This is a genomic window from Sporolactobacillus laevolacticus DSM 442 (assembly GCF_000497245.1).
GTDB lineage: Bacteria > Bacillota > Bacilli > Bacillales > Sporolactobacillaceae > Sporolactobacillus > Sporolactobacillus laevolacticus.
Genome location: NZ_AWTC01000001.1, coordinates 163,306 through 176,201, shown reverse-complemented (window position 1 = coordinate 176,201; position 12,896 = coordinate 163,306). Strand labels below are relative to the sequence as shown.

General features: G+C 43.2%; 10 protein-coding genes. 9 read left to right on the top strand and 1 reads right to left on the bottom strand.

Annotated elements, in window-relative coordinates; genetic code table 11:
- Positions 1–62: 62 nt before the first annotated feature.
- Together P343_RS20260 and holA are read left to right on the top strand one after the other, a co-directional pair.
- Positions 63–2,294, top strand: coding sequence for a DNA internalization-related competence protein ComEC/Rec2 (locus P343_RS20260; RefSeq protein WP_236620304.1), 2,232 nt, complete (start codon positions 63–65; stop codon positions 2,292–2,294).
- Positions 2,295–2,569: 275 nt separating this feature from the next.
- Complete coding sequence (gene holA, locus P343_RS20255) at positions 2,570–3,598, top strand: DNA polymerase III subunit delta (RefSeq protein ID WP_023508510.1); 1,029 nt, start codon at positions 2,570–2,572, stop codon at positions 3,596–3,598.
- A 61-nt stretch (positions 3,599–3,659) separates the two neighbouring features.
- On the opposite strand, the gene rpsT is transcribed toward holA, so the two are convergent.
- Positions 3,660–3,926 carry a 30S ribosomal protein S20 gene (rpsT, locus tag P343_RS20250; protein ID WP_023508509.1) on the bottom strand — a complete coding sequence of 89 codons (267 nt, stop codon included), beginning with the start codon at positions 3,924–3,926 and terminating at the stop codon, positions 3,660–3,662.
- A 254-nt stretch (positions 3,927–4,180) separates the two neighbouring features.
- On the opposite strand from rpsT, the gene gpr reads away from it, so the two are divergent.
- The 7 genes from gpr to dnaK all read left to right on the top strand — a co-directional run bounded on the left by gpr (position 4,181) and on the right by dnaK (position 12,825).
- Positions 4,181–5,260 carry a GPR endopeptidase gene (gene gpr, locus P343_RS20245; protein ID WP_023508508.1) on the top strand — a complete coding sequence of 360 codons (1,080 nt, stop codon included), beginning with the start codon at positions 4,181–4,183 and terminating at the stop codon, positions 5,258–5,260.
- A gap of 83 nt (positions 5,261–5,343) precedes the next feature.
- On the top strand, positions 5,344–5,661 hold the full coding sequence (locus tag P343_RS20240; protein WP_023508507.1) for a hypothetical protein: 318 nt from the start codon (positions 5,344–5,346) through the stop codon (positions 5,659–5,661).
- Positions 5,662–6,010: 349 nt separating this feature from the next.
- Complete coding sequence (lepA, locus tag P343_RS20235; RefSeq protein WP_023508506.1) at positions 6,011–7,834, top strand: translation elongation factor 4; 1,824 nt, start codon at positions 6,011–6,013, stop codon at positions 7,832–7,834.
- Positions 7,824–8,969 (top strand): radical SAM family heme chaperone HemW, encoded by a 1,146-nt coding sequence (hemW, locus tag P343_RS20230; protein WP_023508505.1) that lies wholly within the window; start codon positions 7,824–7,826, stop codon positions 8,967–8,969. The genes lepA and hemW overlap by 11 nt, the downstream gene beginning before the upstream one ends.
- Before the next feature lie 217 nt (positions 8,970–9,186).
- Positions 9,187–10,221 carry a heat-inducible transcriptional repressor HrcA gene (hrcA, locus tag P343_RS20225; protein ID WP_023508504.1) on the top strand — a complete coding sequence of 345 codons (1,035 nt, stop codon included), beginning with the start codon at positions 9,187–9,189 and terminating at the stop codon, positions 10,219–10,221.
- 28 nt (positions 10,222–10,249) lie between these two features.
- Positions 10,250–10,882 carry a nucleotide exchange factor GrpE gene (grpE, locus tag P343_RS20220; protein WP_023508503.1) on the top strand — a complete coding sequence of 211 codons (633 nt, stop codon included), beginning with the start codon at positions 10,250–10,252 and terminating at the stop codon, positions 10,880–10,882.
- A 95-nt stretch (positions 10,883–10,977) separates the two neighbouring features.
- Complete coding sequence (dnaK, locus tag P343_RS20215) at positions 10,978–12,825, top strand: molecular chaperone DnaK (RefSeq protein WP_023508502.1); 1,848 nt, start codon at positions 10,978–10,980, stop codon at positions 12,823–12,825.
- Positions 12,826–12,896 lie beyond the last annotated feature (71 nt).

Genomic DNA, 12,896 nt, shown 5'->3' with positions numbered 1-12,896 from the left:
TTTTTGCTTTGTGCGGTTGTTTCGCAGCCTGGGCCAGCTTGGGTGAGCATTCGTGGGTACCGATGATGTTGATACTCATCTATGGGCTGTTTCTTGTAATTAGAAAGAACTATGCGCTACTCATCGCGATATTCTTAGTGTTTATTGTCATTAAAATAGACCTTATGTTTTTTCAATTGAATCAGTCAGTCTTATCCGGAAAAGAGAAAATATTGTATGGACGTATTGCTGATCTTCCTCAGTTTGACGGCAATATGCTCAAGTTCCAGCTAAAAACGAGCGAGAGCGAGTCGGTCCTTACCTATGTGAAATTGCATTCAAAAGCAGAAAAGGATAAGCTGATTCGAGAATTGAAACCAGGAATGGTGTGCCGCGTTTCAGGCAAGCTTGAAAAACCTTCTCAGCCGTCCAATTTTCATGCATTTAATCAGCGTCTTTATTTGTCTCGGCATCATATTTACTGGCAATTCAAAGCCAGTCATTCGCCTTCCTATGCAAAAGCTGTACTTACGCCTTACAGCATGCTTCAACGCATCCGCGAGAACCAGATCAGATTCATCTCCACGAATTTTTCATCTTCAAGCGCTGAAATGATGAATGCTCTGCTCTTTGGAGACGACAGCGGTATGAATGATGATCTTACTTCTGCATACAGAATGTTTGGTCTGGTACATCTGCTCGTTGTTTCAGGTATGCATGTCGTGGTTGTCTTCGGAACACTTTTTTATCTGCTCAGGCGTGCAGGTGTAATTCGAGAATTTGCTCTGATTCTTTTGATCTTGCTCATTCCAGTTTATGTGGTCTTGACAGGAGCAGAGGCATCCATTATTCGATCGGGACTTACTGCAATCATTGTGCTGCTATTTGAGCTGTTTCGAAAACGACGCCTTCCTGTTTCCGATCCAATCAGCCTCGCATGCCTTCTAATGGTTGCTTATGATCCTAACCTTGTGTTTGATCTTGGGTTCCAGCTTTCATTTGTTGTCACCTTTATCGTTCTGATTGCGGGTCCTTTGGTTATCCATTCCTATCAATCCTCGATTGTTCGTACGATTACTCTCACACTTATTTGCGAACTCGCTACCTTTCCCATTACTGTTTTGAACTTCTACCAGCTTTCACTTGCAGGTATTCTGCTTAGTATCTTTTTTGTTCCTTTCATCACTGTCATTATCTTCCCTCTTTGTACGGCTGCTTTTATCAGCTCGCTGTTTTTCATGCCTCTAGCTGATTTCTTGTCTTTTGTGACGGATCTGCTGCTTTACATCCCCCACTATGTCCTGCTCTACCTGTACAATCACCCTCCGCTTCAACTTAATTACGGTGCTCTGACCGGATGGGAAACCAGTGGTTCAATTTTGATGGTCGCGGCGGCTTTTGTGACATGGGAATCACAAAAGGGGGTCAAAGCGATAGTCGTGTTGTTTGCTCCATTTTTGCTTATGTATGTGTGGGTCTATGCCGCAGATTATGCCAATCCATATGGATCCGTAACATTTCTAGACGTTGGGCAAGGAGACAGCATCCTGATTCAGCTGCCGCACAAACAAGGCACTTTGCTTATTGATACTGGCGGGACAATACCTTACAGACAGGAAAAGTGGGAGCGCCGGAAAAAGCCGTTCGAAGTCGGAAGAGACGTTGTCCTGCATGAATTAATGGCTTTGCGTATTAATCAACTCGATGCGATGGTGCTTACACATAGGGATTTTGATCATATTGGAGGTATGAAAGGTATTGCTGGAAAAATTGTGATTAATAAATTGCTGATCAGCCCTTATCATGATCCTGACAAAACAGATCGGGCACTTTTTAGAAAAATGATAAATGAAGGAACACGATTGTCGCTTGTGCATGCAAGCATGGTGATTAAAATTGGTGACGCAAGTTTCCACGTGCTTTCTCCGAATGAACGATCACGTGAAAGCAACGATAATTCGATAGTACTGCAAGTGGAACTTGGCGGGAAAAGCTGGATGTTTTCTGGTGATTTAAGTCAGAATGGAGAAAAATCAGTGATGAAAAGATACCCGTATATTCGAGCCGACGTACTTAAATTAGGTCATCACGGTAGTCGCACATCAACATCGGAACTCTGGCTTGATCAGTTGCGACCCGCAATAGGCATTATTTCATGCGGGAAGAATAACCGTTATGGACATCCGCATCAGGAAGTGGTGCAAGCATTGCAGAAACGTAACATCCGCAGCTTACGCACAGATCAGGAAGGGGCGATCTCTTTTTCATTTGACCAAGATCATATTGTCAGTATTAAAAGTGCGCTGTCGCCATGAATTAAATAAATTTCCAACATTTATCGCTTTCTGTCAAGAGTTGTCACCCATACTTTTCTGGATCATAGGATAACATAGAGAGAGTAATGTATATCGCCTGACCAGCGTTGTCCTAGGCTTCGTCAGTCGGGTGTTCATATATATATCAGAGAGCGGCGACTTAGCCGCTTTCTTTTTTGGCTTGTCATCGGGACGAGCGGACGGTAAAGTAAATGTATATATTAGAACGAACCCAGGAGAAGGGAACATTCGTTAAGATAAAGGATGAAAAAATAATGGCAGCACCCAAATCAGCCAATTTATCAATAAGCAAACCGCTCGCACCTATATACTTGCTATTCGGTACCCAGGATTATCTCATCCAAATGATGAAGAAAAATATTACGGATGAAACGTTAAGCGAGGAAGAGCGGGATTTCAATTATTCAAGATACGATATGACAGAGGCACCCCTAGAATATGCCATTGAAGACGCTGAAACGGTTCCTTTCTTTGGCGAAAAGAAGGTAGTCGTTCTGGACAATGCGTACTTTTTGACTGCCGAAAAAGCAAAGACAAAAATCGAGCAGAAGGTTGAAAGGCTCGAGCAATATGCAGAGCATCCTGCTGAAGACACGGTGCTCCTGATTGCTGCACCTTATGAAAAACTTGATCGCCGTAAAAAAATTGTTAAGCGTCTTGAGAAGACTGCAGCTGTTTACGAACTTTCTCATTTAACTGACACAACACTGTTTAACATTCTTGAAAATGTGGCTACTCAATATGGCGCCCGATACACGAAGGACGGACATGAGCAACTGATTGCGGCGATTGGTCCGCATCTCGGGCAGCTTGCGAATGAGGTTGGCAAATGTGCGCTCTATTGCGGAACTGATCGACCAATTGACGCTCAAGTAGTTGATGAAATCGGATCGAGATCATTGGAGACAAATGTGTTTCTTCTTGTTAACCAAGTAATGCAAAGAAAAACTGCTGATGCGCTGCACTTACTCCATGATTTGGTGCGGATGAAGGAAGAACCGTTGAAATTACTTGCTCTTTTAGAGAGGCAGTTCCGGATTGTGTATCAGGCTGGTTTTTATCAGAACGCGGGATATACACAGAATAGTATTGCCGGCAAGATTGGCGTCCATCCTTACGCAGTAAAGTTGGCCTTGGATCAGACTCGTCTTTTTAGCTCGGCGCTGCTGCGTCATGCACTTGAGAAATGCGCGGAAACGGATTACCAGATCAAAACTGGCCAGGCGGATAAGCTTCTGGCATTAGAGATGCTCATTGTCGAGATTTCCAGAAGAACTGCTTAAGATTGAAAAAAAAAGCATAAAAAAAAAGAGGCCCGCTTCACTAGCGAGCCGTTTTTCATGCTTAAGCTTCCAGCGTATTCAATTTCTTGGAAAGTCTTGACTTTTCATGAGCTGCTTTGTTTTTATGGATCAAGCCTTTAGTAGCTGCCTTGTCAACCTTCTTCGTTGCAGCAACAAAAGCGACCTTTGCGCCTTCAACATCTTTTTCTTCAACTTTCGTGTTGAATGATTTAATAGCTGTGCGCATTGCGGACTTATATTGCACATTGTGCTGACGGTTCGCTTCGCTCGTTTTTACACGTTTAATCGCTGATTTAATATTTGGCATTCGATTCACCTCCAAATCATGAATTCCCGGTCATCATACTAACTCCGCCGAAATAAACACGTTCTTTTATAAATAAACGATAGGCTGAAAAAGCCTCTATTCCTATGAGCAGAGATTCATTCTGACAAAGTGTATTGTATCAAAGCGTCCCATCTTTTGCAATGAATGAATGAAAAAAGCGCAAATGAACATCCTTTTAACAGATATATATCGTTCACATTGGCTTATTCCATGTACAAGGAGGATTCAAGCGCATGACTAGCGATTTAGATTTGAAAAATTACGCAGTACGGACAGACCTTGTTATTGAAGAAAATGCCAACAAAACGTCAAACAAAGGCGTACATGTTGAGGAAAAAATGGAAGACGGCATAAAAGTGACATCAATGGTCATTGATCAACAAGCAGCTGCATCAATGCATAAAAAGGCAGGTGCTTATCTCACCTTTGAAGCAAAGGAGCTGCGTACAGGAGATACAGAGATTGAGGAAAAAACAGAGAAAGTTTTTGCAAAGTATTTCGCTCAATTTCTGAAGAAACTCAACATATCAGAGCATGCCAGCTGTCTTGTTGTCGGTTTAGGAAACTGGAAGGTAACGCCTGACTCACTTGGACCAAGCGTTGTGGAGAACGTGCTGGTTACTAAGCACATGTTTGATCTTCAACCTGAGAATGTTCAGCCAGGATACCGTCCCGTCAGCGCCATCACGCCTGGCGTTATGGGAGTAACCGGTATTGAGACGAGTGACATCATTCTTGGCGTCATCGAGAAGACGAAACCTGATTTTCTCATTGCAATCGATGCGTTAGCCGCGCGGGCGATTGATCGTGTCAACACAACCATTCAGGTTGCCGATAGCGGGATTCATCCGGGTTCCGGTATCGGAAACAATCGCAAAGAACTCAGTCGTCAATCCTTGGGAATACCGGTGATTGCCATTGGAGTTCCTACTGTTGTCGATGCCGTCACCATCACTAGTGATTCACTTGACTTGTTGCTTCGCCATTTGGAACGAGAGATGTCGGAAAACAATCCATCAAAATCACTTACTCCTTCATGGATATCGTTTGGAGAAAAAGTAGATTATAAAGGGTTGAAACTTCCAAGTAAAGAAAATCGAGCCGCTTTTCTCGGTATGGTGGGTACATTGAGCGAAGCAGAAAAAGCCCAATTAATTCAAGAAGCACTTGGTGCGAGTGGCACACAACTGATGGTTACGCCAAAGGAAGTCGACTTCTTCATTGAAAAGATGGGCAATGTGATTGCAGAGGGACTCAATGCAGCCCTCCATAATCAAGTAAATCAGAAAAATGTTGGCGCATATACCCATTAAGGTTATACTGCAAAATTCTTGTGCATAGGATAAAACAAATAACAGACTTGTGGACAAGCAATAAGAGGAGGGAGCGGTAAATAATGAAACGTTTTGTCATTGAATGTATCGTTATTCTTTCCTTGTTGCTTTTGTGCATGCTTTATGGGGCGGTAACTGTCAGGGACGCGCAACATCCGCAAATCGCAAGTCAATCAACCGGTACGGTTTTTCAAACACAAAAAATTGTTGTCCCGAAATCAAATGAACAAACTTCTGAAGGTCAAGAGACAGTCTCAAACCCGCCTGAAAAAACTGTTGAAAATGGGTATTCACTTTCGGAAAAAGTGCAGCGTTTCTTTCTATTAGTGATCAGTGCAATTGCAGAGGTAGTGGATGGTTTGATCCAAGTTTTTGCATAAAAACATTAACGACAGATTTCAGCCGATCAGTATACTGGTCGGTTTTTCATTGTTTAGGAAGTGATTAATACAGTCCAAAAGGAAATATGTGCCAAGCTTCAGAATATACACGGATAAATGCATGGACTTATGAAAAGCAGTTTTATCCTGAGGAAGGCATACTTTTGGAGCGTTTTTATTGAAAATCATTTTTTGTTGATAAGATCAGTCCTGAGGTTATTCTCCCTGTAAGATTTTTCATCCTCAAACTCTCTGGCTCATATCCATTCAGTATTCTAGATTGAAACGCTCTCTGTCGATTGATATAATCGAGAATAAGTGGTGTTTTTTACGAGCAGGAGGAACAATTATGTCAGATAAGAAAGATACGCGTCAGTCGCATATCCGCAACTTTTCAATTATTGCTCATATCGATCATGGCAAGTCAACCTTGGCAGATCGGATATTGGAAGCGACACAAGCGTTAACGCAAAGAGAAATGAAGGCGCAAGCGCTTGACGCAATGGATTTGGAGCGTGAACGTGGAATTACCATAAAACTCAATGCAGTTGAATTAAATTATAAAGCGCCGGATGGCGAAACCTATATTTTTCATTTGATCGACACACCAGGACATGTCGATTTTTCTTATGAAGTTTCTCGAAGTCTAGCTGCTTGCGAGGGCGCACTCCTCGTTGTTGATGCGGCACAAGGCGTCGAGGCTCAGACACTTGCGAACGTGTATCTTGCATTGGAAAATAATCTGGAAATTATTCCGGTTATTAATAAAGTTGATTTGCCGAACGCCGATCCTGATCGGGTTAAAAATGAAATTGAGGAAGTTATCGGCTTGGACGCTTCTGAAGCGGTGCTTGCGTCTGCCAAGACTGGTCTCGGTACTGATGAAATTCTCAAGCAGATTATTGATAAAATTCCCGCACCAGCAGGAGATCCGGAAGCTCCGTTAAAAGCACTCATTTTTGATTCTCTTTATGATGCCTATAGAGGAGTCGTAGTCTATATCCGGGTTGTTGAGGGGACCGTTCGTGTCGGTGACAAGATCAAAATGATGGCGAACGGAAAAACGTTCGAGGTGCTGGAAGTAGGTGTATCAACACCAAAAATTGAAAACCGTGATGTTTTATCTGTAGGCGATGTCGGCTTTTTGACGGCGTCGATTAAATCTGTTCATGACACACAGGTAGGTGACACGGTGACACATGCAGATCAGCCTGCATCCGAAGCGCTTCCCGGTTACCGAAGGATGAATCCAATGGTGTATTGTGGTTTATATCCTATTGACACCGCGCGTTATGACGATCTTCGTGAAGCGCTTGGCCGCCTTGAATTGAATGATTCTGCGCTTCAATACGAGCCGGAAACATCTGAAGCACTTGGTTTTGGCTTCCGATGCGGATTTCTCGGCCTATTGCATATGGATATTGTTCAGGAACGGCTGGAACGTGAGTTTAACATTGATTTGATTGCTACCGCTCCGAGCGTTATTTATAACGTCAAGTTAACTGATGGCTCAAGTGTTCGTGTCGGTAATCCTTCTGAAATGCCGGAACGTAAGTTTATTTCAGAAATAGAAGAGCCCTATGTCAAAGCAACGATAATGACGCCTAACGATTACGTTGGCGCGATTATGGAGCTTTGCCAGCGAAAGCGCGGCGAGTTCCAAACGATGGAATACCTCGATGCTAATCGGACAAATGTGATTTATGATTTGCCCCTGTCGGAAATCATGTACGACTTTTTTGATTTCCTCAAGTCGAGCACGAAAGGCTATGCATCTCTGGATTACGAGATGGACGGCTACCGTACAAGCGATTTGCTGAAAATGGATATATTGCTCAACGGAGAAAAAGTGGACGCGCTCTCTGTCATTGTTCACCAAGAATTTGCATATGACCGCGGCAAAGCAATTGTTGAGAAGCTTAAGGAATTAATTCCGCGCCAGCAGTTTGAGGTGCCAATTCAGGCGGCAATCGGACAAAAAATCATTTCGCGTTCAACGATTAAAGCTCTGCGTAAGAACGTACTTGCAAAATGCTATGGCGGCGACGTCTCACGTAAACGCAAACTGTTGGAAAAACAAAAAGAAGGCAAGAAGCGGATGAAGGCGGTCGGTAGTGTCGAAGTGCCGCAGGAAGCATTCATGGCCGTGTTCAAAATGAGCCATGACGATTAATCATAATGCAGCAAAGGGCGCGTACATTCATATCCCTTTTTGTGACCATATCTGTTATTATTGCGATTTTAATAAAGTATTTATGAAGAATCAGCCGGTTGATGACTATCTTGATGCACTGTCAACAGAGATGAACAGCTACCGTGCTAACGGTCTGCCTGAAACGCTGTATATCGGTGGCGGGACACCAACGGCATTAAATGAAGGACAGTTTGAGCGCATGTTCTCGGATATCGACCGTTATCTCATGAATCCGCGTGTCCGAGAGTTTACCGTAGAAGCTAATCCGGAAAGCCTCACTGAAGAAAAGCTGAACATCATGAAGCGACATGGAGTCACCCGATTGAGCATAGGTGTTCAAACGTTTGACGATAAGCTGCTGCAATCGATTGGACGCGCGCATAATGCAAGCGATGCAGAATATGCCGTTCGCCTTGCTCAGAAACATGGTTTTCATAATATAACGCTCGATCTTATGTTTGCTTTGCCCGGGCAGACTGAAGCAAGCCTGCATGAATCATTGGATCGGGCTTTAAGTCTTGGAACACCACATATCTCGATTTATTCACTGCAGCTTGAACCGAAAACCATTTTTTTTAATCGGATGAAGAGTGGCAAATTGAAGCTTCCGGGTGAAGATATTGAGGCGGATATGTATGGACAAATCATTTTTGCTTTGGAAAAGTACGGCTTAAACCAATATGAAATCAGTAACTTTTCGAAGCCAGGTTATGAGGGTGTTCACAACTCCCTGTACTGGCAAAATGAAGAATATTATGGCATAGGCGCCGGAGCACATGGCTATGTGAACGGTGTAAGATATGCCAATGCCGGACCGGTAAAAAAATATATTGAGCGTGTACATTCGGTCGGTCATTCAAGAATGTCTGAGCACACTGTGACTTCGACTGAAAAAATGGAAGAAGAAATGTTCCTTGGCCTCCGTCTTTTAAAAGGTGTGAGCGTAGCGCGTTTTGAAGAAAAATTTGGTAAAACGATTGAGCAAGTCTACGGTGCCCAGATAAATCAATTGAAAGAAGAAGGTTTGCTCACTGAACGAGATGGAAGGATTTTGATGACGAGAAAAGGGGTCTTTTTGGGGAATAATGTGTTTGAGGCGTTCTTAATTTCATAGAGGAAGTTCGCAAAGTCCCGTCAACAAGTAGCGTGATTAATCCACGATAACAAGTCGGATCTTAGTTAAAGCGGGAATCTCCAAATCCTGCGAAACTTCTATGAACATGTCTCATTAGAATGACTGAAAACATTTGACAAATAGGAATGAAGTTGGTAAATTTTAATGTAGATTTAGCACTCGGATAGATAGAGTGCTAACAGAGGTGATCAACAAGATGTTAACTGAGCGTCAGTTGTTTTTGCTGCAACTTTTAGTTAATGACTATGTTGTCTCTGCCGAACCTGTGGGCTCACGATCAATCGCCAAGCGGGAAGATGTTCATTTTAGCCCTGCGACGATCAGAAACGAGCTTGCGGACTTGGAAGAGATGGGTTACCTTGAGAAAACGCATCTGTCATCAGGACGGGTGCCGTCGGAAAAAGGTTACCGATTTTATGTCGATCATTTGCTGTCGCCGGCACTGCTTCCCGACGACGAAATGGGCAATATCCGTGATGCCTATCAGAAAAAGTTTTCTGAGACCGAGGAACTGATTCGCGTTACGGCCAAGATACTTTCCGAGTTCACGAATTATACGGCAATCATGATTGGTCCTGAACTTCTGGAAATGAAAATGAAGCATATTCAATTGGTTAAGCTTAGTCCGACTCAGGGTGTACTTATTATTGTAACCGACACGGGCCATGTGGAAAATCGCGTCGTGTCTGTCCCGGACTCGATTAAAGCAGAAGATATTGAGAAGATTGTCAACATATTGAATGAGAAACTGAACATGGTGCCGCTCTATCAGCTTCAGAATCGTTTGAATGCAGAAATTGCCGATGTTTTGCGTAATCACGTCCGTGATTATAAGCGTGTGATGTCGCTATTGACTGAGGGTTTGACAATCAATGATCCGGAGCAAATTTTCTATAGCGGGAAAAGCAACATGTTTTCTCAGCCTGAATTTCAAGATGTCGATAAGATTATTTCTCTTCTCAATGTTCTTGAAGGTAAAGAAATTGTCCGTGAATTGATGAACATGCCGGCAAAGGGCCTGCATATTCGTATCGGGCGAGAGAATAAATTAATTGGTATCGAGGATTGCAGCCTGATCACTACTACCTATTCGATAGGCGGTGAGCATCTTGGCACTGTTGCAGTAATCGGCCCTAAAAGAATGGCATATCCGCGTGTTGTCACACTGATCGATCTGGTGTCCAAGCTTTTGACAGAAAATCTTAACAAACAAGAGCGCAAGGAGCGTTAGTCCTTTCTATATTTCAGGAGGTGAGCCTATGACAGAACAGGCAAATAAAGAAGAACTCAATACGAACGAAAAAGCAGAAGTAATCAATCAGGAAGAACAACCGGAAACAATCGAAGAAGAGCTTGCTTCCGAGTCAAAGGATGCATCTGAAGCCGTAAAAAATGAAGAGGCTCCGGACACGGATACTTTGCTCAAAAAAATTGCAGAACAGACAGATGAAATTGACACCCTTACAAAAAAGGTAGACGATTTCAATAACCGCATGTTGAGGACGCAAGCCGATTTTGATAATTTCAGAAAGCGTACGAGTAAAGAAAAGGCTGATGCCCGTAAATATCGCGCTCAAGATCTCGTTACTGATATGCTTGAAATTCTGGACAATTTTCAGCGTGCGCTTGCAGTTGAAACAGTATCTGAAGATGGTCAGGCCTTGAAAAAGGGAATGGAAATGGTGCTTTCAAAATTGGAAAATGCGCTGAAAAAAGAAGGTGTTGAAGAAATCGCCTCGCTCCATCAGCCATTTGATCCAAATGTTCATCAAGCAGTTATGCAGGAAGACAGTGCAGAACATGAAGCAGGTACGGTCATCCAAGTACTACAGGCTGGTTACTCGTTAAATGGGCGTGTGATTCGTCCGGCAATGGTGAAAGTCAGCTCTTAATTAAAAGTCCATCTAGAGAATTTTTCCCGGACTTTTTGAGCATCAGCAAAGACAGCTCAAACTTAATGTTTTTCAAATATTAGGAGGAAATGAAAATGAGCAAAATTATTGGTATTGACTTAGGTACGACAAACTCTTGTGTGGCAGTAATGGAAGGCGGCGAGCCTGTTGTCATTCCTAACCCTGAAGGTGCTAGGACGACACCATCTGTTGTGGCTTTTAAAAATGGTGAACGCCAAGTTGGTGAAGTAGCAAAGCGTCAGGCAGTTACCAATCCCAATACAATCCTTTCTATTAAGCGTCATATGGGCTCTGATTACAAAGTAGATGTTGAAGGGAAGAAATATACGCCTCAGGAAATCTCAGCGATTATCTTGCAAAAGCTGAAATCTGATGCCGAAGCTTATCTTGGTGAAACAGTTGATAAAGCTGTTATTACAGTACCTGCTTATTTCAATGACGCTCAGCGTCAGGCAACCAAGGATGCAGGTAAGATTGCAGGACTCGAAGTTCTGAGAATTATTAACGAACCGACGGCTGCTTCACTTGCTTATGGTCTTGATAAAGGTGAAGATCAAACTATTCTTGTCTTCGACCTTGGTGGTGGTACATTTGACGTATCTATTCTTGAACTTGGCGACGGCATCTTTGAAGTAAAAGCAACAGCCGGTAACAACAGACTCGGTGGCGATGACTTTGACGAAAGAATCATCCAATATCTGACTAGTGAGTTCAAAAAGGAAACAGGCATTGATCTTTCTGGTGATAAGATGGCACTGCAACGTTTGAAGGATGCTTCGGAAAAAGCGAAGAAAGAACTGTCTGGTGTATCACAGTCACAGATCTCGCTACCTTTTATCTCTGCAGATGCTACCGGTCCTAAACACTTGGAAATGAACCTTTCTCGTGCAAAATTCGATGAACTAACTGCAGATCTTGTTGAATCAACGATGGGTCCTGTTCGTCAGGCCCTCTCAGATGCGGATATGACGATGGACGATATCCATAAAATTGTTCTCGTCGGCGGTTCTACACGTATCCCTGCTGTTCAGGCAGCGATCAAGAACCTGACAGGGAAAGAACCAAGCAAAGGCGTAAACCCTGATGAAGTTGTTGCTGTTGGCGCAGCTATTCAAGGTGGCGTGTTGACCGGTGATGTTAAAGATGTCGTTCTTCTTGATGTCACTCCGCTATCCTTGGGTATCGAAACGATGGGTGGCGTATTTACAAAACTGATCGACCGCAATACTACGATCCCAACCAGCAAGTCCCAAGTATTTTCAACTGCTGCTGATAATCAGACGGCAGTAGATATTCATGTACTTCAAGGTGAACGCCAGATGGCTGCGGACAACAAGACACTCGGCCGCTTCCAGTTGACCGATATTCCGCCGGCACCGCGCGGTATTCCGCAGATCGAAGTCACTTTTGAAATTGACGCGAACGGTATCGTTAACGTTAAAGCAAAGGACAAGGGAACCAATAAGGAACAATCCATTACGATCCAATCGTCTTCAGGCCTGAGTGATGATGAAATCGACAAAATGGTTAAAGATGCTGAAGCAAATGCCGATGCAGATAAAAAACGCAGAGAAGAAGTTGATCTGCGAAACGAAGCGGACCAACTCATCTTCGCAACAGAAAAGACAATCAAAGATCTTGGCGATAAAGTTGAAGCTGCCGAAAAATCAAAGGCTGAAGCTGCTAAAGATAAGCTGAAGAAGGCCCTTGACGGTAAAGATCTTGATGCAATCAAAGCTGCAAAAGACGAACTAAATGAAGTTGTTCAGCAACTATCTGTTAAACTGTATCAACAGGCACAGCAAGCTCAAGGTGCTCAAGGAGCACAGGATGCTGCAAATAGCAAAGCAGATGATAATGTTGTTGACGCGGATTACAAGGAAGTTAATGACGAAGACAAAGATAAGAACAAAAAGAACTGATTAGTCATATCTTAGTTAAAGGCTTGAAATGATCAGATCCAGCCGACCTACAAGGGCTGACTGGCTAGGCT

Excerpts from the sequence above, each read along its gene's own strand:
- rpsT (WP_023508509.1), bottom strand. The coding sequence starts at position 3,926 with ATGCCAAATATTAAATCAGCGATTAAACGTGTAAAAACGAGCGAAGCG.
- hemW (WP_023508505.1), top strand. The coding sequence starts at position 7,824 with ATGACGATTAATCATAATGCAGCAAAGGGCGCGTACATTCATATCCCT.
- grpE (WP_023508503.1), top strand. The coding sequence starts at position 10,250 with ATGACAGAACAGGCAAATAAAGAAGAACTCAATACGAACGAAAAAGCA.
- P343_RS20260 (WP_236620304.1), top strand. The coding sequence starts at position 63 with ATGATGTTGATACTCATCTATGGGCTGTTTCTTGTAATTAGAAAGAAC.
- hrcA (WP_023508504.1), top strand. The coding sequence starts at position 9,187 with ATGTTAACTGAGCGTCAGTTGTTTTTGCTGCAACTTTTAGTTAATGAC.
- gpr (WP_023508508.1), top strand. The coding sequence starts at position 4,181 with ATGACTAGCGATTTAGATTTGAAAAATTACGCAGTACGGACAGACCTT.
- P343_RS20240 (WP_023508507.1), top strand. The coding sequence starts at position 5,344 with ATGAAACGTTTTGTCATTGAATGTATCGTTATTCTTTCCTTGTTGCTT.
- holA (WP_023508510.1), top strand. The coding sequence starts at position 2,570 with ATGGCAGCACCCAAATCAGCCAATTTATCAATAAGCAAACCGCTCGCA.
- dnaK (WP_023508502.1), top strand. The coding sequence starts at position 10,978 with ATGAGCAAAATTATTGGTATTGACTTAGGTACGACAAACTCTTGTGTG.
- lepA (WP_023508506.1), top strand. The coding sequence starts at position 6,011 with ATGTCAGATAAGAAAGATACGCGTCAGTCGCATATCCGCAACTTTTCA.